17 protein-coding genes are annotated in these 24,659 nt (G+C 70.1%); 6 read left to right on the forward strand and 11 right to left on the reverse strand.

The window, feature by feature from the left end:
- The first annotated feature begins 183 nt into the window (after positions 1–183).
- The 5 genes from BFF94_RS33145 (at position 184) to BFF94_RS33165 (ending at position 6,513) form a co-directional block, all read left to right on the forward strand.
- Positions 184–2,142, forward strand: coding sequence for a bifunctional 5-dehydro-2-deoxygluconokinase/5-dehydro-2-deoxyphosphogluconate aldolase (locus BFF94_RS33145; RefSeq protein WP_219140289.1), 1,959 nt, complete (start codon positions 184–186; stop codon positions 2,140–2,142).
- Positions 2,143–2,189: 47 nt separating this feature from the next.
- A complete protein-coding gene (gene iolD, locus BFF94_RS33150; protein WP_128849361.1) occupies positions 2,190–4,073 on the forward strand; it encodes a 3D-(3,5/4)-trihydroxycyclohexane-1,2-dione acylhydrolase (decyclizing) in 1,884 nt (627 codons plus the stop codon).
- Between the two features lie 62 nt (positions 4,074–4,135).
- Positions 4,136–5,065, forward strand: a complete 930-nt coding sequence (iolE, locus tag BFF94_RS33155) for a myo-inosose-2 dehydratase (protein ID WP_128849363.1) — start codon at positions 4,136–4,138, stop codon at positions 5,063–5,065.
- 52 nt (positions 5,066–5,117) lie between these two features.
- Positions 5,118–5,936, forward strand: a complete 819-nt coding sequence (gene iolB / locus BFF94_RS33160; protein ID WP_128849366.1) for a 5-deoxy-glucuronate isomerase — start codon at positions 5,118–5,120, stop codon at positions 5,934–5,936.
- 82 nt (positions 5,937–6,018) lie between these two features.
- Positions 6,019–6,513 carry a heme-degrading domain-containing protein gene (locus tag BFF94_RS33165; protein ID WP_128849369.1) on the forward strand — a complete coding sequence of 165 codons (495 nt, stop codon included), beginning with the start codon at positions 6,019–6,021 and terminating at the stop codon, positions 6,511–6,513.
- 52 nt (positions 6,514–6,565) lie between these two features.
- Here the strand turns inward: BFF94_RS33165 and BFF94_RS33170 are convergent, their stop codons facing one another.
- The 8 genes from BFF94_RS33170 to BFF94_RS33205 form a co-directional block, all read right to left on the reverse strand.
- Positions 6,566–7,312 (reverse strand): SDR family NAD(P)-dependent oxidoreductase, encoded by a 747-nt coding sequence (locus BFF94_RS33170; protein WP_128849371.1) that lies wholly within the window; start codon positions 7,310–7,312, stop codon positions 6,566–6,568.
- 160 nt (positions 7,313–7,472) lie between these two features.
- Positions 7,473–8,177: an ABC transporter ATP-binding protein gene (locus tag BFF94_RS33175; RefSeq protein WP_219140290.1), complete on the reverse strand. Its 705-nt coding sequence runs from the start codon at positions 8,175–8,177 to the stop codon at positions 7,473–7,475.
- Positions 8,174–8,926, reverse strand: coding sequence for an ABC transporter ATP-binding protein (locus BFF94_RS33180; protein WP_219140291.1), 753 nt, complete (start codon positions 8,924–8,926; stop codon positions 8,174–8,176). The genes BFF94_RS33175 and BFF94_RS33180 overlap by 4 nt, the downstream gene beginning before the upstream one ends.
- A complete protein-coding gene (locus tag BFF94_RS33185) occupies positions 8,923–10,152 on the reverse strand; it encodes a branched-chain amino acid ABC transporter permease (RefSeq protein ID WP_219140292.1) in 1,230 nt (409 codons plus the stop codon). The genes BFF94_RS33180 and BFF94_RS33185 overlap by 4 nt, the downstream gene beginning before the upstream one ends.
- The gene (locus tag BFF94_RS33190; protein ID WP_219140293.1) at positions 10,145–11,080 is read right to left on the reverse strand and encodes a branched-chain amino acid ABC transporter permease; all 936 of its coding nucleotides are present in this window, start codon (positions 11,078–11,080) and stop codon (positions 10,145–10,147) included. Before BFF94_RS33190 ends, BFF94_RS33185 begins: the two co-directional genes overlap by 8 nt.
- A 9-nt stretch (positions 11,081–11,089) precedes the next feature.
- The gene (locus BFF94_RS33195; protein ID WP_128848020.1) at positions 11,090–11,527 is read right to left on the reverse strand and encodes an acyl-CoA thioesterase; all 438 of its coding nucleotides are present in this window, start codon (positions 11,525–11,527) and stop codon (positions 11,090–11,092) included.
- Between the two features lie 139 nt (positions 11,528–11,666).
- Entirely contained in the window at positions 11,667–12,203 is a 537-nt protein-coding gene (locus tag BFF94_RS33200; RefSeq protein WP_128848017.1) for an NUDIX domain-containing protein, read from the reverse strand.
- A 121-nt stretch (positions 12,204–12,324) separates the two neighbouring features.
- Complete coding sequence (locus BFF94_RS33205; protein WP_219140294.1) at positions 12,325–13,569, reverse strand: YbfB/YjiJ family MFS transporter; 1,245 nt, start codon at positions 13,567–13,569, stop codon at positions 12,325–12,327.
- A 121-nt stretch (positions 13,570–13,690) separates the two neighbouring features.
- Here BFF94_RS33205 and BFF94_RS33210 point away from each other — a divergent pair, with 121 nt between their 5' ends.
- Complete coding sequence (locus tag BFF94_RS33210; protein WP_128844956.1) at positions 13,691–14,617, forward strand: LysR substrate-binding domain-containing protein; 927 nt, start codon at positions 13,691–13,693, stop codon at positions 14,615–14,617.
- A 210-nt stretch (positions 14,618–14,827) separates the two neighbouring features.
- Here the strand turns inward: BFF94_RS33210 and BFF94_RS33215 are convergent, their stop codons facing one another.
- The 3 genes from BFF94_RS33215 to BFF94_RS33225 form a co-directional block, all read right to left on the reverse strand.
- Positions 14,828–17,644 (reverse strand): two-partner secretion domain-containing protein, encoded by a 2,817-nt coding sequence (locus BFF94_RS33215; RefSeq protein ID WP_219140295.1) that lies wholly within the window; start codon positions 17,642–17,644, stop codon positions 14,828–14,830.
- 129 nt (positions 17,645–17,773) lie between these two features.
- The gene (locus BFF94_RS33220; RefSeq protein WP_219140296.1) at positions 17,774–21,154 is read right to left on the reverse strand and encodes a two-partner secretion domain-containing protein; all 3,381 of its coding nucleotides are present in this window, start codon (positions 21,152–21,154) and stop codon (positions 17,774–17,776) included.
- Between the two features lie 172 nt (positions 21,155–21,326).
- The coding region (locus BFF94_RS33225; protein WP_219140297.1) for a two-partner secretion domain-containing protein at positions 21,327–24,659 on the reverse strand (3,333 nt) is incomplete at its 5' end.

The following is a 24,659-nucleotide window of genomic DNA, read 5'->3' on the forward strand; positions in this document are numbered from 1 at the left end:
TTTATTTCTACGTGATTTCACCTAGGGAACTGGATTTCCAAAAAGTCTAGACTGCGTCCGTAGCCCGATTCCTTGCGGCAGGCAGTCTCGCGTCGTGCAGCGCACGTCGCGAACCGTCACCAGGGAATCGGTCCCCTAATCTGCCGGCATCGCCGAACGCCGGCTGCGAGCGTGACACGTGATATGAGCCTGCTGAACTTTCCGAGTGACCGCCCCATCGATCTCGCCTGCCTCGGCCGCGTCGCCGTGGATCTCTATGCGCAGCAGTACGGCAGCCGCCTGGAAGACGCGCGCAGCTTCCAGATGTATCTCGGCGGCTCGTCGGGCAACGTCGCGTTCGGCGTCGCGCGGCTCGGGCTGAAGACCGCGATGATCTCGCGCGTCGGCGACGAGCAGATGGGTCGCTTCCTGCGCGAGACGCTCGAGCGCGAAGGCTGCGACACGAGCCAGTTGCAGACCGACCGCGAGCGCCTCACCGCGCTGGTGCTGCTCGGGCTGAAGGATCGCGACACGTTCCCGCTGCTGTTCGTGCGCGAGAACTGCGCGGACATGGCCGTGCGCGCCGACGAGATCCGCGAGGACTTCATCGCCGGCTGCCGTGCGCTCGCGATCACCGGCACGCATCTTTCGACGCCGGCCACGCGCGAAGCGTCGCTGACCGCGCTCGGCTACGCGCGCCGCCATGGCGTCGTGCGGATCCTCGATATCGACTACCGGCCCGTGCTGTGGGGGCTGACCGCGCGCGGCGCGGGCGAGAACCGCTACGTGCCGGACGCGCAGGTGACGCGGCAGCTGCAGCAGGTGCTCGGCGAATTCGACCTGCTGGTCGGCACCGAGGAGGAATTCCTGATCGCGGGCGGCGTGCCGCACGACCTGACCGGTTCATTGCAGGCGGTGCGCGGGATCACGAACGCAACGCTGGTCGTCAAGCGCGGCGCGCTCGGCTGCTGCGTGATCGAAGGCGAGATCCCCGCGCGCATCGACGATGCGCCGACCTTCATCGGCGAACGCGTCGAGGTGCTCAACGTGCTGGGCGCGGGCGACGCGTTCCTGTCGGGCCTGCTGTCGGGGCTGCTGCGCGGCCGCGACTGGGCCGAGTCGACGCGCATCGCGAACGCGTGCGGCGCGATCGTCGTATCGCGCCACGCGTGCTCGGCCGCGATGCCGACGCCGGCCGAACTCGCGCACTGGTTCGACGGCAGCCGCAATCCGGTGGTCGACGCCGACCGCACGCTCGCGCACCTGCATCGCGTGACGGTACCGCGCCGCGAATGGGACGACCTGTGCGTGATGGCGTTCGACCATCGCAGCCAGTTCTACGAACTCGCGGTGCAGGCCGGCGCGGACGAAGCGCGGATCAAGACGCTGAAGCGCCTGCTCGTGCGCGCGGTCGAACAGGTCGAGCGCACTCGTCATATCGAGGGCCACGTCGGCGTGCTGATCGACGGCGGCGCATACGGCAGCGACGCGCTCGCGTCGGCCACCGGGCGCGGCTGGTGGGTCGGCCGCCCGGTCGAGCTGCCGGGCTCGCGGCCGCTGCGTTTCGACGAGACGCGCTCGGTCGGCTCGTCGCTCACGCACTGGCCGACCGAACAGGTCGTGAAGTGCCTCGTCCACTACCATCCCGACGACAACGTCGACCTGCGCGTCGAGCAGGAGCAGCGCGTGCTGGAATTGTGGGAAGCCACGCGGGCCAGCGGCAACGAGCTGCTGCTGGAAATGATTCCGCCGCGCGCGGTCACGCCGGCCGGCACCGAGGACGACGCGGTGCTGCGCACGATCGCGCGCTTCTACAACCTCGGCATAAAGCCCGAATGGTGGAAGCTCGCGCCGCTGAGCGCCGACGGCTGGTCGCGGCTCGAAGCGCTGGTGGCCGAGCGCGACCGTCATTGCCGCGGCGCGGTGATCCTCGGGCTGAACCAGCCGCTGCAATACCTCGTCGACAGCTTCCGCTCGGCGACCAACCCGATCGTCAAGGGCTTCATGGTCGGGCGCACGCTGTGGGCCGATGCATCGCTGAACTGGCTCGCCGGCCGGATCGACGACCAGGCGCTGATCGACGAAGTCGCCGGCAACTTCGCACAGCTCGTGGACGCGTGGCTCGGCCGCCGGGGCGCCGCGCGCGCCGCCGCCGCGGCCTGATGCGCGTGCCCGCCATGCCCGACCCGACTCCTCACCACCGACCGACGATGACCCCCACCGTGAGACTGACCGTCAGCCAGGCGCTCGTGCGCTACCTGGCCGCCCTGCGCGCCGAAGTCGTCCAACCCGACGGCCGCACCAGAATCCTGCCGTACTGCGGCGGCGTGTTCGCGATCTTCGGCCACGGCAACGTGGCCGGGCTCGGCGAAGCGTTGCACGCCGAAAAGGACCGGCTGCCGACGTTCCGCGCGCACAACGAACAAGGGATGGCCAACGCGGCCGTCGCGTTCGCGAAAGCGAATTTCCGCCAGCGGATGATGGCCGCGACATCGAGCATCGGCCCCGGCGCGACCAACATGCTGACGTCGGCCGCGCTCGCGCACGTCGGCCGGCTGCCGCTGCTGCTGCTGCCCGGCGACGTGTTCGTGTCCCGGCTGCCCGACCCCGTGCTGCAGCAGGTCGAGGATTTCGAACAGGGCGACGTCAGCGCGAACGACTGCTTCCGGCCGGTGACGCGCTACTTCGACCGGATCACGTCGCCCGAGCAGCTGCTCGTCGCGCTGCCGCGCGCGATCCAGGTGATGACCGATCCCGCGCAGTGCGGCCCCGTGTGTCTCGCGCTGCCGCAGGACGTGCAGACCTTCGCGTACGACTGGCCCGAGGATTTCTTCGCGCCGCCGGTGATCCGGATGCGCCGGCCGCCGGCCGACGTGCTCGAACTCGCCGATGCGCTCGACGTGCTGAAGGCCGCGAAAAAGCCGCTGATCGTCGCCGGCGGTGGCGTGCTGTACAGCCAGGCGTGGGACGCGCTGCGCGCGTTCGCCGACACGCACGGCGTGCCGGTCGCCGAATCGCAGGCCGGCAAGGGCAGCCTCGCGTGGGACCATCCGCTGAACCTCGGGTCGATCGGCGTGACGGGCTCGCCCGCCGCGAACCGCGCGGCCGCGCAGGCCGACGTGGTGTTCGCGGTCGGCACGCGGCTGCAGGACTTCACGACCGGCTCGCACGCGCTCTATGGCGACGCGACGCTGCTGAGCCTGAACGTGCAGCCGTTCGACGCGGGCAAGAAACGCGGCCGGCAACTGGTTGCCGATGCGCGCACGGGCCTCGGCCAGTTGTCGGCCGCGCTGGCCGGCTGGCAAGCCGATCCGGCCTGGACCGCCGCGAACCGCGACCAGGCCGCCGCGTGGAACGCACGCGTGACCGAGCTGACGACGCGCATGCCGAAAGACACGCTGCCGTACGACGCGGAAGTGATCGGCGCGGTGCGCGATTCCGCGGCCGACGCGGGGCGCGACAGTGCGCGCGACGATCTCGTCGTGTGCGCGGCCGGCACGCTGCCGGCCGAGCTGCACAAGCTGTGGCGCAGCGGCGTGCCGGGCAACTACCACATGGACTATGCGTATTCGTGCATGGGCTACGAAATCGCGGGCGGCCTCGGCGCGAAGCTCGCGCGTCCCGAGCGCGAAGTGATCGTGATCGTCGGCGACGGTTCGTACATGATGCTCAACGCCGAACTCGCCACTTCCGTGATGCTCGGCCGCAAGCTGATCGTCGTGATCCTCGACAACCGCGGCTACGGCTGCATCGAGCGGCTGCAACTGAATTGCGGCGGCGCGAGCTTCAACAACATGCTCGACGACTGCGTGCCGGAAGGCGGCGAGCGCTCGACGATCGACTTCGCGATGCATGCGCGCGCGATGGGCGCCGAAGCCGTGCACGTGCGCGACATCGGCGAGCTGCGCAGCGAAATGAAGCGTGCGCGCGCGGCAAGGAAGAGCCAGGTGCTCGTGATCGACACCACGCATCGGCGCACGACCGACGACGGCGGCGCGTGGTGGGAAGTCGCGGTACCGCAGGTGTCCGAACGCGCCGGCGTCGAAGAGGCGCACCGCGCGTATCTCGACGCGAAGACCCGGCAGCGGCGCTGATTGCGCACGCTGCCCGCGAAAGCGCCCCGCACACAACACCATCCGAACCAAGGAAGCACCTCATGAGCTGGAACGTCCGCATCGGTATCAATCCCCTGTCGTGGATGAACGACGACCTGCCGTCGCTCGGCGGCGAGACGCCGCTCGAGACGGCGCTGAAGGAAGGCGCCGAAATCGGCTATGCGGGCTTCGAGCTCGGCAACAAGTTTCCGAAGACGGGCCCCGAGCTGAAGGCGAAGCTCGCCGAGTTCGGGCTCGTGTGCGTGTCGGGCTGGTATTCGGGCTTCCTCGCGGAAGTCGCGCCGGGCATGACCGATGCGGATGCGGTCGCCGCGGAAATCGAGCGCTGCCGCGCGCACATGACGAAGCTGCAATTCAACGACGTGAAGGTCGTCGTCTACGGCGAATGCGCGGGCACGATCCAGGGCAGCATCGACACGCCGGTCGCGAAGCGGCCGCGCTTCGTCGACGACGAGGCATGGCGGCGCTACGCGGCACGCCTCGACGCGTTCGGCGCGCACCTCATCGACACATACGGGATCAAGCTCGCCTACCATCACCACATGGGCGCGTACGTCGAGTCGCCCGACGACGTCGACCGGCTGATGGCGCTGACCGATCCGGCGAAGGTGTTCCTGCTGTTCGACACGGGCCACGCGTATTTCGGCGGCGCGGCCGACCCGGTGACGCTGCTGAGGAAGCACGTGTCGCGCGTGGCTCACGTGCATTGCAAGGACGTGCGGCCGCAGGTCGTGACGCAGGCGCGCAACGACGGCTGGAGCTTCCTGAACGGCGTGATCAACGGCACGTTCACGGTACCGGGCGACGGCGCGCTCGACTACGACGCGACGCTGCGCACGCTGAAGGACGCCGGCTACGAAGGCTGGCTCGTCGTCGAGGCCGAGCAGGATCCGGCCGTCGCGCCGAGCTATGCGTATGCGAAGAAGGGTTACGAATCGCTGCGCGCGATCGTCGACCGGTTGAGCGCGTGAGCATGCAGGCGCTTGAACGCCTGAGCCCTACCCTATTGCGGAGCCCCACCCCATGACGATTTCTCCCCTGCTGGTCAAGGCCTCTGCCGACCGCGAAATCTGCAACGTCACGCCCGAGTCGGCCGGCTGGAAGCACGTCGGTTTTCGCGCGCTGCGCCTGAAGGCGGGCGACACCGAAACGCTCGACACCGGCGCGCGCGAGCTGTGCGTCGTCGTGCTCACGGGCACGGTGCGCGCGAACGTCGACGGCGAAACCTACGATGCGCTCGGCAAGCGCGACAGCGTCTTCGAGGACGTGTCGCCGGACGCGCTGTACTTGCCGGGCGGCAAGACCGTCACGCTGGTCGCGACGCGCGATGCGGAAATCGCGCTGTGCACCGCGCCGTACGCGAGCGGCGACAAGCCGGTGCGACGCCTCGACGGCGAACGGATGCGCCGTTCGGTACGCGGGCAAGGCACCAACACGCGCTACGTATGCGACATCCTGATGGGCGACAACCCGGCGGCCGACCGGCTGCTCGTCGTCGAGGTCGTCACGCCGGCCAGCCATTCGAGCAGCTATCCGCCGCACAAGCACGACCGCGACGCGGCGCCCGACGAAACCTCGCTCGAGGAAACCTACTACCACCGGATCGATCCGCCGCAGGGTTTCGCGTTCCAGCGCGTGTACACGGACGACCGCAGCCTCGACGAAGCGTGCGCGGTCGAGAACCACGACGTCGTGATGGTGCCGCGCGGCTACCACCCGGTCGTCGCGCCGCACGGCTACAACCTGTACTACCTGAACGTGATGGCCGGACCGAGCCGCGCGTGGGCGTTCAGGAACGACCCCGCGCACGAGTGGATGCTCGACGCGGCACCGAAGCGCTGAACGGACGACGGGCCCGCGCGCGGCCCGTGACGATGCGATGCCCGGCACGCGCGCACGAAGCCGGCGATGACACGGAGCCGCCATGGTGACGCCCCTCTTTCGCCTCGAACCCCATGCCTTCGACGATGACACGTCGAATCCCGCGCTGCCGCACTTCAATGCGGCCGTCGCACGGCGGATGGGAGAAATCGCGGTCAACCTCGCGTCGCGGCGCGGGCTGCCGATCGCGGTGAGCATCGTCGGCGAGCAGGCGCCGCTGTTCTACTGCGCGCTCGACGGCAGCCACGCGGACGACAGCGACGCGATCCGTCGCCGGCAGAACACGGTGCGGCACTTCGGCCTGAGTTCGCTCGCGGTCGGCGTGCGCTTTCGCCGCGCCGGCTGGTCGCTGCAATCGCAGGGTCTGTCGGACGACGACTATGCGCTCGACGGCGGCGGCGTGCCTTTGCGGATCGCCGGGGCCGGCATCGTCGGCGCGATGACGATCGCGGGGCTCGACCCGGAACACAATCACGCGCTCGTCGTCGAGAGCCTGCAGTGGCACGTCGGCAGGTACGCGCTGGCGATGCCCGCGTAACCGTGCCCGCGGCGCGACCGGCGCAGCCGCGCCGATCCGCCGTCCCGCAGGATCAGTTCAACCCGCCGCTCACGACGAGATGCTCGCCGGTCATCCAGCGCGCATCGTCCGACGCGAGGAACACGGCGACCGACGCGATGTCGTCCGGCTCGCCGAGGCGGCCGAGCGGCGTCTCGCTGCGCACCTGCTTCTCGAGATCGGAACCGATGATGCCCGCGCTGTGCGCGCCCTCGGTCACGATCATGCCCGGGTTGATCGCGTTCACGCGAATCTTGCGCGGGCCGAGTTCGAGCGCGAGCACGCCGGTGATCGCGTCGACCGCGCCCTTCGTGCCGCTATAGACGGCGCTGGCGGGCGGCGTGATGCTGGTCACCACCGAGCTGATGTTGATGATGCTCGCGCCTTCGCCGAGATGCTTGACGGCCGCCTGCGTCGTGAGCAGCACGCCGAATACGTTCGTGTCGAACTGCCGGCGGTAGTGCTCTTCGGTGATCGCTTCGATCGGCGCGAATTCGTACACGCCGGAATTGTTGACGAGCACGTCGAGACGGCCATACGTGTCGATCGCCGTATCGACGATGCGCTGCGCGTCGGCTGCCTTCGACACGTCGCCGCCGACCGCGACCGCACGGCCGCCGGCTTCGACGATCGCGCTCACGACCGCGTCGGCACCCGCCTTGCTGCTCGCGTAGTTGACGACGACCGACGCGCCTTCCGCGGCCAGCGCCCTGGCGATCGCGGCGCCGATGCCCTTCGATCCGCCCGTGACGATCGCTACCTTGCCTGTCAGCTTGCTCATGATTTCATTCCTCGGTCCAAGACTTTCGATGGGGGGCGCCGGTTGCCGCGCTGATGCGGCGCACCGGCATGACTGGCAATGTAGGGTGCTGCATCGCGGCGATAAAGCGGCTCGACACGAATTGACTGGCGGGGATAACCGAACAATCGGTCCGGCGCCGTCAGCCGGCGCTCAGCCACGCATTGGCGACATCGCCGCCCAGGCCGTCGAGCGCGCCGTCGTAGACGATCTGTCCGCGCCCCATTACCGCGACGCGCCGCGCGAGCCGCGGCGCGAACCGCAGCCGCTGCTCGATCAGCACGATCGCGACGCCGTCGGCCTGCAGCGTGGCGAGGCACGCACCGACTTCTTCGACCGCGAGCGGCGCGAGCCCTTCGGCCGGTTCGTCGACGATCAGCACGCGCGGGCGGCCGGCGAGCGCACGCACCAGCGCGAGCACCTGCTGCTCGCCGCCCGACAGCCGCCCGGCTTTCACGTCCGCGCGCGCCGCCAGCAACGGAAAGCGCTCGAACAGCCGTTCGAGCGCCGCGCGTTCGGCCGCGCCGCTTGCGCCGCGCAGCCCGAGCCGCAGGTTGTCGCGCACGGTCAGCAGCGGAAATACATCGCGGCTTTCGGCCACGTAAGCGACGCCGTGCCGCGCGATCTCGAACGTCCGTGCGCCCACGCATTCGGTGCCGCCGATACGCACCGAGCCGGCCGTGCGCACGAGCCCCATCACGGCCTTCGCGAGCGTCGAGCGCCCCGACCCGTTGCGGCCGAGCAGCGCAAGCGTTTCGCCCGGCGCGAGCGCGAGATCGACGCCGTCGAGCACGGGCTGCATCCCGTACCACGCGCGCAGGCCGCGAATATCGAGCAGCGCGGTCATGCGTCGCCCTCACCGAGATACGCGGCACGCACGGCCGGATCGGCGCGGATCGCCTCGGGCGCGCCGGTCGCGACCACCGCGCCGCGCACGAGCACCGTGATGCGTTCGGCAAAGCCGAACACCGCATCCATGTCGTGCTCGATCATCAGCACCGTGCGGCCCTGCGTCGTCGCACGAATCAGCGCGATCATCCGCGCCGCCTGCGCGCGGCTCATGCCGGCCGTCGGCTCGTCGAGCAGCAGCGTGCGCGCACCGCTCGCAAGCGCGATCCCGAGATCGAGCGCGCGCTGTTCCGCATAGCTCAGTTCGGCGGCCGGCGTGTCGCGCCGCGCATCGAGGCCGATGTCGTGCAGCACGCGCGCGGCCGCGAGATCGACCGATGCCGATTCGCGCAGCCGGTTCCACCAGCGCCGCCGTTCGGCCGGCGCATGCAGCGCCGCGCAACGCAGGTTGTCGAAGACGGTCAGCCGCGCGAACGCGCTCGTCTGCTGGAAACTGCGGCCGATGCCGAGGCGGCTCGCGACGACCGGCCCGCGCCCGTGCAGCTCGACGCCGTGCAGCACGACGCGCCCGCGGGTCGGCCGCGTCGCGCCCGCGATCACGCCGAACAGCGTCGACTTGCCCGCGCCGTTCGGCCCGATCAGCGCATGGCGCTCGCCGGCCGCGATGCTCAGCTCGACGCCGTCGAGCACGGTCTGCGCACCGAAGCGCTGCACGACGCCGTGGAGCGCGATCGCGTTGCCGTTCATCGCCCGTCCTCCCGCTTGCCGGCTTGCCGGCCCGGCACGAGCCGTGCGCGCCAGCCCCACAGCAGCGTGCCGATGCCGGCCGCCGAGCACGCGACGGCCCAGCCGGCCGGCGTATCGGCGTCGATGCCCCATGCGCCGAACGCGAAACCCGCGCCGTCGTCCTGCGCGAAGCGCCACGCATAACCCAGCTCGGCCGCGCAGACGATCGCGACGCCCCAGAACGCGCACGCGCCGACGCCGCACAGCATGCGCCACCGCTCGGCCGCCGGCGCGCCGCGCCGCATCGCATGCGCGAGCGCTTGCGCGATGCCCGCGATCCCGCGCGGCGCGGCCACGACGATCACGACGAACAGCACGCCGAGATACAGCGCCCACGCGCGCGACACGCCCGCGACGACGACGCTCAACGCGGTCAGCACGGCGGCACCGGCCGCCGGCCCGATGAATGCACCGGTGCCGCCGATCACCGCGGCGATCAGCACGGTTGCCGAACGCGCCATCGATACGCTGTCGGGCGTCGCGATCTCGACGTCGATCAGGGTCAGCGTGCCGGCGATGCCCGCGAAGAACGACGCGCAGGTGACCATCGCGAGCCGCACGCGGCGCGGATCGGTGCCGAGCGCGGCGACCCGCGCCGGGTTGTCGCGCACCGCGTTCGCGAGCCGCGCGAGCGGCGTGCGCGTCAGCGCGTGCATCGCCCACGCCGACGCGACGCACCACGCGGCGATCACCGCATACGCGTGCGCCGGCGCGCCAAAATGCCAGTTGCCCCACGGCGTGCCGCCCGCGCGATCGATCGGCACGCCGCCGATGCCGCCGAACCACGCGGGCACGCTCCACGCGGCGGCCGCGACGCATTCGCCGAGCCCGAGCGTGATCATCGCGAACGCGGTGCCCGAGCGGCGCGTCGCGAGCAGCCCGGCGGCGAAACCGAAGCCCGCGCCGGCCACGCCGCCGACGAGCGGCAACAGCGGCAACGGGCCGCCGAAGCGGTTGAACCAGTGCGCGGCCGCGAACGCGCCGAGGCCCGCGAACGCCGCGTGCCCGAACGACAGCAGCCCGGTCGTGCCGAGCTGCAGGTTGTACGACAGCGCAAGCACGACGAGCGCGGCCGTCTGCGCGAGATAGCCGAGCACCGCGCCATGCGGCCACAGCCACGCGGGCAGCGCGACGCACGCGGCGAACAGCGCCCAGCGCGCGAAGCCGGCGAGCGCGCGGCTACGCATCGGCACGCTCGCCGAACAGCCCGCGAGGCCGCGCGACCAGCACGGCGACGAGCAGCAGGTACGGCACCAGCGGCGCAAGCTGCGCGATCGACACCGCGGCCACGCTGTCGGGCAGCGCGACGCCCGCCGATTGCGCGAGGTCGCGCAGCGATGTGTCGCTCGCGGCCGCGAAGGTCTGCGCGAAACCGACCGCCAGCGACGCGGCAAACGCACCGCCGAGCGAGCCGAGCCCGCCGATCACGACGACCGCGAACACGACCGATCCCACGGTTTCCGCCAGCGCGGGCTCGATCACCGCGAGCGGCGCGCCGATCACGCCGGCCAGCGCCGCGAGCGCGGTGCCCGCGCCGAACAGCCCCGTCATCACGCGCGGCACGTCGTAGCCGAGCGCCTCGACGGCCGCGCGGTGCGTGAGCGCGGCGCGCACGACGAGCCCGATGCGCGACGCGCGCAGCAGCGCGCCGAGCGCGACCAGCATCGCCGCGGACATCCCCATCATGAACAGCCGGTAGCGCGGCAGCGCGAGGCCGAATACGGTCACGGGCGCGCCGTCGAACAGCGCCGGCACGGGCGCCGGCAGCGGTGCAAGGCCCCACAGCAGTTTCGCGCCTTCGCCGATCAGGTAGGCCAGGCCGAAGGTCAGCAGCAGCTCGCTCGTATGGCCGCGCGCCTGCACGCGGCGCAGCAGAGCGCGTTCGCAGCCGGCGCCGAGCAGCCCGACCGCGAGCGGCGCGAGCACCAGCGCGGGCCAGAAGCCCGCGCGTGCCGCGATGCTGTAGCCGACATACGCCCCGAGCATGTAGAAGCTCGCATGCGCGAAGTTGAGCACGCCCTGCACGCTGAAGATCAGCGTGAGGCCGGCCGACAGCATGAACAGCAGCAAGCCGTAGCTGAGGCCGTTGAAGGCCTGGAGCGCGAACGCGTGCACCGCGAACCGTCAGGCCGCGAGCGGCTCGAGCGCGGCGCGCAGCGCGTCGGGCAACGGCACGGGCCGGCGCGTGCCGCGATCGACGTACACGTGCACGAAATGCCCCTGCGCGGCGGGCGACGCTTCGCCTTGCGCGAACAGCCCGACCTCGTAGCGCACGCTCGACGTGCCGAGCTTCACGACGCGCAGCCCCGCGTCGACCGACTGCGGAAATACGAGCGGTGCGAAGTAGTTGCACTGCGTCTCGACCACCAGCCCGATCGTCTGCCCGTGCTCGACGTCGAGCACGCCCGCGCGGATCAGGTACGCGTTCACGACGGTGTCGAAGTAGCTGTAGTAGACGACGTTGTTCACGTGCCCGTAGACGTCGTTGTCCATCCAGCGGGTCGTGATCGGCAGGAAGTGGCGATAGGCGTCGCGCGGACGCGGCTGCGGTTTGTCGGACATGGCGATGGCGGTCAGGACGATGGGAGCGACGAGGAGGAAGCGCGGCGGCCGTACGGCATGGCGCGCCGGCAAGCAGCGAAGCGCCGCGGCGCGATCACTCGCGGTGCGGCGGATGAAACCCTGCTGGCGGGCCGGCCCGTCACTGCCCCGGCCGGTCGACGAACTCGAAATCGAGGCCGCGCGCGCGCATCCAGTCGGCGAGCGCGACGCCCGTGCCGGCACGCCACGGGCGCAGCAGCGGCGGATCGACGAGCCGGTATTCGAGCAGCTCCGGCGACAGCGCGACCGTGCCCGACGCGCGCACGTGGTACGCGATGATCAGCTCGTTCTTGCGGATGAATTCGTAGACGCCGACGAGCGACACGTGCTCGGCCTTCAGCGCCGTTTCCTCGAACACCTCGCGCGCGATGCCGTCCTCGGGCGTCTCGCCGTTCTCGAGGAAGCCGGTGATCAGCGCAAACATGCCTTCGGGCCAGGCCGCGTTGCGCGCGAGCAGGATCTTGCCGTCGAGCTCGACGATCGCGGCGACGACGGGCAGCGGGTTGTTCCAGTGGACATAGCCGCAGGTATCGTCGGGGCACGCCTGGCGAATCCGGCCGCCTTCATGTTCGGGATCGGCGCGCTCGGTCAGCGGGTTCGCGCAGCGCGGGCAAAAGCGGTAGTCGACGGTGGTCATCGGTGGGGATCTGGCGGACGCCGGACGGCCGCCTGCCGGCTGTCCGCGCACCCGCTCGGCGCGGGAAAGGCTTCATTCTAGCGAGTTTGCCCGTGCCGCAGACGATCCGGCCCCGCCGGCGTCAGGGTTGCCGGCGCCCGCGGGCGGCAGTCGCCGCGAAGCCGGCGGCGCCCAGCAGCAGCGCGGCAACCGCGACCCACAGCGCCGGAGAAAACGACCCGAAGCGCGCGGCCAGCGGCGCCGCGACGAGCGGCCCGAGAATCTGCCCGACCCCGTACGACGCGGTCGCATAGCCCATCAGCCCGGCTGCCCGCTCGCCGTGCAGGCGCCGCGCCTCGCGCATCGCGAACAGCGTGATCGCGGTGAACGGCAGGCCGAGCAACGCGCTGCCGACCGAGAAGCCGGCCGCGTTCGGCCACACGATCCCGGCCGCGATGCCGAGCGCCTGGGTCGCGCAGCCGGCCGCCAGCAGCAGCCGGTTGTCCCAGTGACCGGGCAACCGCGCGGCGGCGATCGCGCCGACGATCAGCGCCGCGCCGAACATCGGCCAGAACAGGTCGGGCCACGGCGAACCGGCCGGCAGCGCGGCGCGCGCGATCACGGGCAGGAACGTCGCGGTGATGATGTAGCCGAAGCCCGGCATGCCGTACAGCACGACGAGCCACGCGGCATCCGCGCGATGGCGTCGCGCGCCGGCCGGCGCCGCGGCAGTGGCGGCCGCCGCATGCGGCGCGGTGCCGCCCGGCGCCGCGGCGTGCGCCGGTGTGGCCGCGAACGTGCGCCAGATCGCGACCGACAGCACGGCCGACAGCGCCGCGAAGCCGAGCCAGCCCGATGCCGCGCGCTGGCCGGCCAGCGCGCGGCCGATCAGCCCCGTCAGCACGATGCCGACGCCGGGGCCCGCGTAGATCACCCCGCTCCATTCGGGCGCGGACAGCTCGGCCAGGCGCCGCAGCCCCCATTGCGACATGAACACGAACGTCCACGCGCTGACGACGCCCGCGACGAAGCGCACCGCGAGCCAGACGGGCAGCAGGTGGCCGACGCCCATTGCGGCGGTGAGCAGCACGGTGGCCGCGAGCCCGATGCGGACCATCCGCGCGGGTGCGATGCGCAGCGCCGCGCAACTGACCGCGCCGGCGAAATAGCCCGCATAGTTCGCCGATGCGAGCCAGCCGCCGGCCTTCAGGCCGATCGAGCCGTCCGCGAGCATCAGCGGCAATAGGGGCGTGAACGCAAAGCGGCCGACGCCGAGCACGACGGCGAGGCCGACCATGCAGGCCAGCGCGGCCGCGCGGGCGCGACGGTCGGCGTCATCGACAGGAAGCACGCCGGCGGCGGCGGTCGGGGCATCGAAGCGGGACATGGCGGCATGGGCCGGCGCAGCGCGCCGGCCGGATCGGAAATCGGAACGTTTCCATCGTAGCTTGACCAAACGTTCTCTAAAAATGAATAATTAAGAATCCATTAATCGCTTGGAGAGAATCATGGACCTGGCGGCGCTGGCGATTTTCCGGGCCGTCGTGCGCGAGAACGGCGTGACGCGCGCGGCGGCGAAGCTCAATCGCGTGCAGTCGAACGTCACGACGCGCATCAAGCAGCTCGAGGAAGAACTCGGCGCGGCGCTGTTCGTCCGGGACGGCCGCCGGCTGGTGCTCACGCCGGCTGGCGAGACGCTGCTGCCGTATGCGGAACGCTTGCTCGCGCTCGCCGACGAGGCGCGCCACGCGGTGCGCGAGGACCGGCCGCGCGGCCGGCTGCGGCTCGGCGCGATGGAAAGCACGGCCGCGAGCCGCCTGCCCGCCGTGCTCGCCCGCTACCACCAGGCCTGGCCGGAGGTCACGCTCGAACTCGTGACCGGCACGACCGGCTGGCTGATCGACCGGGTCCGCGCGTTCGAGATCGACGCCGCACTGGTCGCCCGGCCGCTCGCGCCGGACGCGTTGCCGGACATGTTCGACACGGTGCAGGTGTTCCGCGAGGAACTGCTGCTGCTCACCCCGCGCGGCCATCCGCCGGTCCGCTCGCCGCGTGACGTGATGCTGCCGACGCTGATCGCGTTCGAACGCGGCTGTACGTACCGCAACCATGCCGAACAATGGTATGCGGCGCATGGCGTCAAGCCGGCGCGGGTGCTGGAACTCGGCTCGTACCATGCGATCGTCGCATGCGTCGCCGCGGGCGCGGGCGTCGCGGTGGCGCCGCGCTCGGTGCTTGACCGGCAGCCGGAGGTCGAGAACCTGGCGTTGCATGCCGTTCCGGGTTTCGACGCAATCGACACCTTGTTGATCTGGCGGCACGGCCACGCGTCCGCCGCGCTCGGTGCGTTGCGGGACGTGCTGCAGGCGGCTCGCGAAGCGATCCCGGGCGCCCCGGCCAGTCCGCCGGGTCGCGGCGAGGCGCTGCCCGCCTGACGTCTGCGGCACGTGCAAATAAAAATGACCCGGCCGGCAAATGCATGCCGATCGGGCCATTTCATGTCACCGGGTTTCAGAGACCGGGCCGCGCGCGTCGTACCGCCCGGGTCCGGCCGATGCCCGGCACGCCGTGCTCGCAGCGCGCCCGGCATCACCCGTGACGATGTCGGGCGGCGATGACTTGCGTCACCCGCACGCCGCCGCGCATCAACGCATCGCGAGCGCGCGACCGCCGACGGCCGGAAGCCGGGCGGCTCCGCCACCGACTGCGTTGCCGGTCAGAGTGCCCCCGTCGTCGACACCGACGAGCGCACCCACCGTCGCACCCGGGCCACCCTTCGCGGTCCCGCCTGCGCTGGAGCCGGCGATCCGGCCGGCGTTGCGGCCGACCAGCCCGCCGACCTCGCTGGCGTCGGCGCCGAACACGTTGCCGGACGCCGACGACTGCTCGATCACGCCATCGCGGTCGTTGTAGCCGACGAGACCACCCGCGATCGCGCCCTTGCCCGCATCGACCTGGCCCGTTGCGTGCGAATCCGTGACCTTGCCGCTGTTGCGGCCGACGAGACCGCCAACCTGGCCGGCACCGTACGCGGATTTCACGTAGGCAGCCGACGACGAAGCGTCGACGATGCCCAGGTTCCAGCCGACCAGCCCGCCGATCATGTCGCCGCCGTTGGAATACACGTTGCCGCTCGCTTGCGATGCCCGCACGACACCCCGGTTCCGGCCGACGAGACCGCCGATCGCCGACGCGCCGTACAGCGAGCTCACGTCGCCGCTCGCCGACGAGTCGATCACGATCCCGGTGTTCATGCCGACGAGCCCGCCCGCGTCCGACCAGCCCGACCCGGCGACGACCGTCGCGGTGCTCGACGCGTGCTCGATCAGGCCGCCGTTGCGACCCACGAGACCGCCAAGCGTCGCACCCGCTTCCGACGTCCCGACATGGCCGGCGCTCGACGAGCGCGTGATCCGGCCGAGGTTTACGCCGACCAGCCCGCCCGCGCCTTCGAGCAAGACCGCACGGCCGGACGCCGCGACGCTCACCTGCGTATCGGCGACGCTGTCGGCGATCGTCCCCTGCTCGCCGTTCGGACCCGCGAGGTTGGCGCCGACGAGACCGCCGATCCGGGACGTGTAAGCGCCGCCGTCGACGCGCCCGGTCAGCGACACGTGCTCGATGACGCCGGTGCCGAGATTTGCACCGACCAGACCGCCGAGCGAACCGCCGCCCGTCGCGCGGACGTCCCGTGCCGTGACATGCGAAATCGTGCCGCCATTCAGACCGACGAGCGTGCCGACCATCCCGTACCCATCGCCGCGAACCGACACGGCTTGCAGGTTCAGGTTTTCGATGCGGCCGAAATTCGAGCCGAACAGGCCGACGTACGGGCCGTCGTTATGAATGGACAAACCGCTGATGGTGTTGCCGAGACCGTCGAACACGCCCGCGAATGCTTCGCTGCCGCCGATGCTGCGGAAACGGCCGCTGCCCTTGATCGCCGCGCCGAGCACATAGCGGCCGCCCAGCTTCGCATCCACGTTGCGCAGCCCGGCCAGGTCACGGATCACCGTGTAGTCCTCACCGTTCGCGCGGAACGAGGCGTTCTCACCCGACAGCGTGACCACCGCCTTCGGGTTCGTCAGCGTGCGCCCGTTGCCCGCGTTCAGTTCCAGATGCGCGTTGCGGCCCGTCAGCATCACCTTGTCGTGCAGGCGGATCTGCTTCGCGGCGTTCACCGTCAGCCCCGCGTTCGTGCCGCTCGCGTCGAGCGCCTGCTTGAGATCCACGTCGCCCTTGCGCGACGTCAGCGTCAGCTTCCCGTCGCCGCTCCATGCCACTGCCTCGCCGACGGTCAGGCTGCCCTTCGTGTTGGCCAGCTCGACGTTCGTCGTGCCAAGCGTGCGCGCCAGCGTTGCCGCCCGGATCGCATCGCCGGTGCCGGCAGCGCCGCCCACGCCGCCGTTCGCGGCCTCGATCTTCCACGTGCCCGTGCGGCCACCCGCCGCGCGCGTGTCAACCTGCACGTCGTTCGCCACCTCGACACGCTCCCCGCGCGTCGTCACCACCCCACCCGATGCGTCCGCGCCCTGCGCGCTCGCATCCAGCTTGCCGGCCACCTTCACCAGCCCGCCTTCCAGCGTGATCTTCCCGCTGCGCGAATTCAGTCCCTTCGCCTCGATCGTCCCTGTGTTGCTCACCACCGCGCCCAGCAGATCCCCCGCCGCGCGCGCCGTCATCAACACCTCGCCGCCGTCCGCCTTCAGCAGCCCGCCGTTGTGCACCTGTGCGTCCACCGCACCATCGTCCACCTGCAGGTTCAGCAGCCCGTTGCCGTCGAAATTTACGGTCATCGTATTACCCGCGCCCAGCGCCACACGGCCCAGCTTCGCCTGGATCGTTCCGCTGTTCGACACTTGCGCGCCCAGCAGCGCCACGCTCCCGCCTTCCGCCGCCGTGATCGTTCCCTCGTTGACCACCGCGCGCTGCGACGTGCCCGAGAACCGGTACTTGCCGTTGAGGAAATCCTCATCCGAAATATTGCGCGTCGTCGCCACCAGCCCGCCCACGTTCACCTGTGCGCCCTTGCCGAACACCACCCCGTTCGGGTTCACCAGGAACACCCGGCCGTTCGCGTCGAGCTTCCCCTGGATCTCGGTCATGTGCGGCCCGATCACGCGGTTCAACGCGATCGACTTGTCCGTCGGCTGCTGGAACGACACGCGTTCGTCGCGCGCAACGCCGAAGGTCCACCAGTTCGTGAGCAGCTTGTCGCTTTTCTGGTGGATCAACATCGACTTGTTATCCGCCGATTTCGAGATGTCGGCGTCGCCCTTCATGTCGAGCACACCGAACGGAAGCGCGTGCGCGCCCGTCGCCACCAGCCCCAGCAGCGACGCCGCGGCGGCAATCAAGCGCTTGCCGCCGCTCGATTGCTTGCCGTTCCGGCGCGCCGTTTCCCCTACCGCGCACCAGCATTGCCGCGCGTCATTCCAAACCAGCCCGTACGTGTTGTTCATTTCATTCCTCATCGATCCGTCGTCCGGAACGACGGATGTGGCGCACCGTCACCCTTCGCCCATGCGAAGCGCGACGGTGCGCGGTTCATCACTTCATCACTTCAGCAAACCGGACGATCAGCTGTACTGTTAGATGCCGATCCCGACCAGCTTCACGTCGGCCGCATCGCCGGTTGCACTGTTTCCATTCAGGATGCCGAAATTACCGGCAGCAAGCGCGCCGAACGTCTGAAGGTAGCCCGGCGTGATGACGATCTTGCTCGACGTGGTGGAATCCAGCACCCGGCCCCCGTTCCAGCTGACCAGCCCGCCCAGCTTCGCGTACATGCCGCCGCTCACCGTGCCCGATGACGACGAGCCGCTGACGTTGCCGAAGTAGCTCGTGCCGACCAGCCCGCCGACGTAGCTGCGATCGCCGCCCTTCACCGAACCGCTGGCCGACGAGGATTCGACCGTGCCGTCCTGGAGGTAGCCCACGAGGCCGCCAACCGAGCTCTCGGACCCGGTGGCGGAGACATCGCCCGTCGCGCTCGAGGCCGACACGCGGCCGTTGCGACCGTAGTTGAAACCGACCAGGCCGCCTGCGTTGCCAGCCCCCAGCACCGTCACGCTACCGCTCGCGCCGGATCCCTTCACCGTCCCGCCATTGGCGCCGATCAGGCCGCCGGCAGAACTGCCGTTGCCAGCCGTGACCTTGCCGGACGCCTTGGAGGCCAGGACCTCGCCGTCGCTGCCGCCAATCAACCCGCCCGCCTCGCTGTTCACGCCGGCCGTCACGCTGCCGAATGCCTCCGACGCCCGCACGCTGCCGCGGTTCAGGCCCACGAGGCCGCCGGCACGGCTCTTCGCGCCCGCCGTCACCGTGCCCCGAGCGAACGCGGCATCGATGACGCCGTGGTTCTCGCCGACGAGCCCCCCCACCTGCGAGCGGTCGCCCGCCTTGACGTTGCCGCGCGCCGTCGACGCGCTGATGCTCGCCTTCTCGCCGCTATAGCCGACCAGACCGCCCGCTTGGCTGTCGACGCCGGCGACCACGTCGCCGGTCGCTTCCGACGCCCGCACTTCGCCGTCGTTGCTGCCGATCAGGCCGCCTGCACGGCTCGACGCACCGGCCATCACCTTGCCCGCGGCCGTCGACGCCGCGATGACGCCGCTATTCTCGCCGACCAAACCGCCCACGCGGCTGTTGGCGCCGGCCGTTACCGCGCCGCTCGCGGACGACGCATCGACGAGCGCCTGGTTGACGCCGACCAGACCACCCGCCTTCGCGTTGCGGCCCGCCTTGACCTCGCTCGACGAGTTCGATGCGCGGATCGTGCCGCGGGTATCGCCATTGATGTCGTTGATGCCGACGAGACCGCCGATCACGGCGCCGTCGCCATCCACCTGGACGGAGCCCGAGCTCGACGACCCGTCGATCGTGCCGGTATTGCGCCCGACCAGGCCACCGGCCCCGACGAACTCCTTGTGCATGCCCCCCTTGACCACGACCTGGACGTCGGCCGAGCTGTTGCTGATCGTCGCCTCGCCCCGGTTCGGCCACAACACCGTCAGGTTCTCCCCGACCAGACCGCCGATCTTGATCGTGCTGCGGTCGCCCTCGACGCGCCCCGACACCGACGCGCGATCGATCTTGCCGCTCAGGTTCCAGCCGACCAGGCCGCCGACAATCGTTGCACCGCTGCCCTTGCCCGTGACGAGCACGTCCCGCGCGGTGACGTTCGAGAGGGTGCCGAAGTTGGTGCCGACCAGCGAGCCCACGAAGAGCGGCTGGCCGTACACATACGACGACACGCCGTTGACGGTGATCCCCTGCAGCTTCAGATTGGCGATGCGCCCCCAGTTGGTGGCAAACAGGCCTACGCTGTCCGCACCGGGGTCGTTGTAGATGGTCAAGCCGCTGATCGTGTTGCCGAAGCCGTCGAACACACCGCCGAAGCCGTTGTTCGCGAGGCTGCGGAAGCGGCCGCTGCCCTTGATCGCATTGCCCAGCACGTAGCGGCCGGACAGGTTCGCGTCCACGTTGCGCAGCCCTGCCAGGTCGTGGATCACCGTGTAGTCCTCGCCGTTCGCGCGGAACGACGCGTTCTCGCCCGACAGCGTCACCACGGCCCGTCCGGTCTCCAGCGTGTGACCGCTGCCCGAGTTCAGCTCGAGATGTGCGTTGCGGCCCGTCAGCGTTACCTTGTCGTACAGGCGGACCTGCTTCGCCGCGTTCGCCGTCAGGCCCGCGTTCGCGCCGCTCGCGTCCAGCGCCTGTTCGAGGATCACGTCGCCCTTCTGCGACGTCAGCGTCAGCCGGTTGTCGCTCGCCCAGGCGAGCTGGCCGCCGACCGACAAGTCTCCCTTCGTGTTGGTCAGTTCGACGTTCGTCGTGCCAAGCGTGCGCGCCAGCGTGGAGGTTTCGATCGCGTCGCTATCGCGCATCCGCGCTGCCTTGCCGCCACTCACGCCGGCGTTCGCGGCTTCGATCTTCCACGTGCCCGTGCGGCCGCCCGGTGCGCGCGTGTCGACCTGCACGTCGTTCGCCACCTCGACACGCTCGCCGCGCGTCGTCACCACCCCGCCCGATGCGGCCGCTTCCTGCGCGCTCGCGTCCAGCTTGCCGGCCACCTTCACCAGCCCGCCTTCCAGCGTGATCTTCCCGCTGCGCGAATTCAGTCCCTTCGCCTCGATCGTCCCCGTGTTGTTCACCACCGCGCCCAGCAGGTTACCGGCCGCGCGCGCCGTCATCAGCACCTCGCCGCCGTCCGCCTTCAACAGCCCGCCGTTGTTCACCTGTGCATCCACCGCACCGTCGTCAACCTGCAGGTTCAGCAGGCCGTTGCCGTCGAAGTTCACCGTGAACGCATTGCCAGCACCCAGCGCCACCCGGCCCAGCTTCGCCTGGATCGTCCCGCTGTTCGATACCTGTGCGCCCAGCAGCGCCACGCTGCCGCCTTCCGCCGCCGTGATCGTTCCTTCGTTCACCACCGCGTTTTTAGACGTGCCCGTGAACCGGTACTTGCCGTTGAGGAAATCCTCATCCGAAATGTTGCGCGTCGTCGCCACCAGGCCGCCCACGTTCACCTGCGCGCCCTTGCCGAACACCACGCCGTTCGGGTTCACCACGAACAGCCGGCCGTTCGCGTCGAGCTGGCCCTGAATCTGGCTGCCGTTCGTCCCGATCACCCGGTTCAGCGCGATCGACTTGTCCGTCGGCTGATGGAACGACACCCGCTCCCCGCCCGCGATGCTGAAGTCCTGCCAGTTCGTGATCAGCTTGTCCGTGTGCTGGTTCACCGACATCGCCTTGCCGTCCGCCGACGTCGAGATGTCGCCCTTGCCCCCCACGATCGCCCCGCCCGTCGGCAGCGCGTGCGCGCCCGTCGCCACCAGCCCCAGCAGCGATGCCGCCACCGCGATCGCGCACTTGCCGCCCGAACGCTTGCCGCGACGGCGGGCCGTTTCCCCTGCCACGGTCCAACCGCCCAGCGCCTCGTTCCACACCAGTGAATAGGCCTTGTTCATTTTGGAATCCTCACTTGATTAATCACTACGCCCCCGTTGCTGGAGGGGGTACTACAGAATTCGCTCAGAAATACTGAGCGGCCTGAATCCACACGCCAGAAAGACGTTGCCGCGCACCGCCGTGCAACGCGGACGCGAAGCACGACGGTGCGCGGTTCATCGGTTCAGGCGATCAACGCTGCCCTTGGCCGAACCCGACCAGCTTCACGTTGGCCGCGTCGCCGGTCACGGTGTTGCCATTCAAGATGCCGAAATTGCCGCCCGCGAGCGCGCCGTACTGATAGTTCCCCGACGTCAGGATGAGCTTGCTCGACGTGGTGGAGTTCTGCACCCAGCCCACGTTCCAGCCGACCAGCCCGCCCAGCTTCGCGTACGTGCCGCCGCTCACCGTGCCCGACGACGACGAGCCCTTGACGGTGCCGCTGTTCGTGCCGACCAGCCCACCGACGTAGCTGCGATCGCCGCCCTTCACCGAACCGCTGGCCGACGAGGTGTCGATCGTGCCGTCCTGGACAAAGCCCACGAGGCCGCCAACCGAGCTATCGGCTCCGGCGGAGACGTCGCCCGTCGCGCTCGAGGCCGACACGACGCTCTGCGGACCGTAGTTGAAGCCGATCAGGCCGCCGGCGTTGCCGGAACCCAGCACCGTCACGGCGCCGCGTGCGCTGGATCCCTTCACCGTCCCGCCGTTGACGCCGATCAGGCCACCCGCGGAGCTGCCGTTGCCGGCCGTGACCTTGCCGGACGCCTTCGACGCCAGCACTTCGCCGTCGCTGCTGCCGATGAGCCCGCCCGCGTCGCTGCTCACGCCGGCCGTGACGTCGCCGAATGCCTCCGACGCCCGCACGCTGCCGCGGTTCAGGCCCACGAGGCCGCCGGCGTGGCTCTTCGCACCCGCCGTCACCGTGCCGCGCGCGAGCGAGGCAGCGATGGCGCCGCGGTTCTCGCCGACGAGACCACCCAACTGCGAGCGGTCGCCCGCCTTGACGTTGCCGCGCGCCGTCGACGCGCTGATGCTCGCCTTCTCGCCGCTGTAGCCGACCAGGCCGCCCGCCTGGCTATCGGTACCGGCAACCACGTCGCCGGTCGCTTCCGACGCCCGCACTTCGCCGTCGTTGCTGCCCACCAGGCCGCCCGCACGGCTCGACGCACCGGCCATCACCTTGCCCGCGGCCGTCGACGCCGCGATGACGCCGCTGTTCTCGCCGACCAAACCGCCCACGCGGCTGTTGGCGCCCGCCGTCACCGCGCCGCTCGCCGACGATGCGTCGACGACCGCCTGGTTGACGCCGACCAGGCCGCCCGCCTTCGCGTTACTGCCCACCTTGACGTCGCTGGACGAGTTCGATGCGCGGATCGTGCCGCGGGTCTTGCCGTTGATGTCGTTGATGCCGACGAGGCCGCCAACCACGGCGCCCACGCCATCCACCTGGACGGAGCCGGCACTCGACGACCCGGCGATCAGGCCCGTGTTGCGCCCGACCAGGCCGCCCGCGCCAACGAAGCGACCCGGCGTCATGCCCTTGACCACGACCTGGACGTCGGCCGAGCTATTGGTGATCGTCGCCTCGCCCATATCCGGCCACAGCGCCGTGAGGTTCTCCCCGACCAGACCGCCGATCTTGGTCGTGCTGCTGTCGCCCTCGACGCGCCCCGACACCGACGAACGATCGATCGTGCCGCTGATATTCATGCCGACCAGGCCACCGACGGTGGTCCCGCCAGCGCCCTTGCCCTTCACCACCACGTCCTTCGCGTGAACGTTCGAGATGGTGCCGCTGTTGGTGCCGGCGAGCGAGCCCACGAAGCCCCACGGGGTATTCGGCGACGAGATGCCGTTGACCGTGATGCCCTGCAGCATCAGGTTGGCGATGCTCCCGAAGTTGGAAGCGAACAGGCCCACGAACGCATCGTTGTTGTAGATGGTCAGTCCGCTGATCGTGTTGCCGAGGCCGTCGAACACGCCGCCGAACCCGTTTTCCCCGCCGATGCTGCGGAAGCGGCCGCTGCCCTTGATCGCATTGCCCAGCACATAGCGGCCGGCCAGATTCGCGTCCACGTTGCGCAGGCCTTCCAGGTCATGGATCACCGTATAGCCCTCGCCGTTCGCGCGGAACGACGCGTTCTGGCCGGACAGCGTGACCACCGCATTGGCGTTCGTCAGCGTGTGACCGCTGCCCGAGTTCAGTTCCAGCTGCGCGTTGCGGCCCGTCAGCGTCACCTTGTCATGCACGCGGATCTGCTTCGCCGCGTTCACCGTCAGCCCCGCGTTCTCGCCGCTCGCGTCGAGCGACTTCTTCAGATCCACGTCGCCCTTCTGCGACGTCAGCGTCAGCTTGTTGTCGCTCGCCCAGTTCACCGAGCCATCGACCGTCAGGTTGCCCTTCGTGTTGGTCAGGTCGACATTCGTCGTGCCCAACGTGCGCGACAGCGTATCCGCGTCGAGCGCGTCGCTGCCCGACTCGCTGGAATTGCCGTTCAGGCCACCGTCGATCACGAGGCCTCGCTGGCGCAGCGCATTGCCGCTCACCACACCGGCATTCGCGGCCTCGATCTTCCACGTGCCCGTGCGGCCGCCCGGTGCGCGCGTGTCGACCTGCACGTCGTTCGCCACTTCGACACGCTCGCCGCGCGTCGTCACCACGCCGCCCGATGCGTCCGCTTCCTGCGCGCTCGCATCCAGCTTGCCGCCCACCTTCACCAGACCGCCTTCCAGCGTGATCTTCCCGCTGCGCGAATTCAGTCCCTTCGCCTCGATCGTCCCCGTGTTGTTCACCACCGCGCCCAGCAGATCCCCCGCCGCGCGCGCCGTCATCAGCACCTCGCCGCCGTCCGCCTTCAGCAGCCCGCCGTTGTTCACCTGCGCATCCACCGCACCGTCGTCAACCTGCAGGTTCAGCAGACCGTTGCCGTCGAAATTCACGGTCATCGTGTTGCCCGCGCCCAGCGCCACGCGGCCCAGCTTCGCCTGGATCGTCCCGCTGTTCGATACCTGCGCGCCCAGCAGCGCCACGCTGCCGCCTTCCGCCGCCGTGATCGTCCCTTCGTTCACCACCGCGTTCTTCGACGTGCCCGAGAACCGGTACTTGCCGTTGAGGAAATCCTCATCCGAAATGTTGCGCGTCGTCGCCACCAGCCCGCCCACGTTCACCTGTGCGCCCTTGCCGAACACCACGCCATTCGGGTTCACCACGAACAGCCGGCCGTTCGCGTCCAGCTGGCCCTGGATCTGGCTGCCGTTCGTCCCGATCACCCGGTTCAGCGCGATCGACTTGTCCGTCGGCTGATGGAACGACACCCGCTCCCCGCCCGCGATGCTGAAGTCCTGCCAGTTCGTGATCAGCTTGTCCGTGTGCTGGTTCACCGACATCGCCTTGCCGTCCGCCGACGTCGAGATGTCGCCCTTGCCCCCCACGATCGCCCCGCCCGTCGGGAGCGCGTGCGCACCTGTCGCCACCAGCCCCAGCAGCGATGCCGCCACCGCGATCGCGCACTTGCCGCCCGA

The organism is Burkholderia catarinensis (genome assembly GCF_001883705.2).
Lineage (GTDB): Bacteria > Pseudomonadota > Gammaproteobacteria > Burkholderiales > Burkholderiaceae > Burkholderia > Burkholderia catarinensis.

Coding starts and splice junctions, on each gene's coding strand:
- BFF94_RS33185 (WP_219140292.1), bottom strand. CDS start 10,152: ATGCGTAGCCGCGCGCTCGCCGGCTTCGCGCGCTGGGCGCTGTTCGCC.
- BFF94_RS33170 (WP_128849371.1), bottom strand. CDS start 7,312: ATGAGCAAGCTGACAGGCAAGGTAGCGATCGTCACGGGCGGATCGAAG.
- BFF94_RS33175 (WP_219140290.1), bottom strand. CDS start 8,177: ATGACCGCGCTGCTCGATATTCGCGGCCTGCGCGCGTGGTACGGGATG.
- BFF94_RS33215 (WP_219140295.1), bottom strand. CDS start 17,644: ATGAACAACACGTACGGGCTGGTTTGGAATGACGCGCGGCAATGCTGG.
- BFF94_RS33165 (WP_128849369.1), top strand. CDS start 6,019: ATGGTGACGCCCCTCTTTCGCCTCGAACCCCATGCCTTCGACGATGAC.
- iolD (WP_128849361.1), top strand. CDS start 2,190: ATGACCCCCACCGTGAGACTGACCGTCAGCCAGGCGCTCGTGCGCTAC.
- BFF94_RS33210 (WP_128844956.1), top strand. CDS start 13,691: ATGGACCTGGCGGCGCTGGCGATTTTCCGGGCCGTCGTGCGCGAGAAC.
- BFF94_RS33180 (WP_219140291.1), bottom strand. CDS start 8,926: ATGAACGGCAACGCGATCGCGCTCCACGGCGTCGTGCAGCGCTTCGGT.
- BFF94_RS33205 (WP_219140294.1), bottom strand. CDS start 13,569: ATGTCCCGCTTCGATGCCCCGACCGCCGCCGCCGGCGTGCTTCCTGTC.
- BFF94_RS33200 (WP_128848017.1), bottom strand. CDS start 12,203: ATGACCACCGTCGACTACCGCTTTTGCCCGCGCTGCGCGAACCCGCTG.
- BFF94_RS33145 (WP_219140289.1), top strand. CDS start 184: ATGAGCCTGCTGAACTTTCCGAGTGACCGCCCCATCGATCTCGCCTGC.
- BFF94_RS33195 (WP_128848020.1), bottom strand. CDS start 11,527: ATGTCCGACAAACCGCAGCCGCGTCCGCGCGACGCCTATCGCCACTTC.
- iolB (WP_128849366.1), top strand. CDS start 5,118: ATGACGATTTCTCCCCTGCTGGTCAAGGCCTCTGCCGACCGCGAAATC.
- BFF94_RS33220 (WP_219140296.1), bottom strand. CDS start 21,154: ATGAACAAGGCCTATTCACTGGTGTGGAACGAGGCGCTGGGCGGTTGG.
- iolE (WP_128849363.1), top strand. CDS start 4,136: ATGAGCTGGAACGTCCGCATCGGTATCAATCCCCTGTCGTGGATGAAC.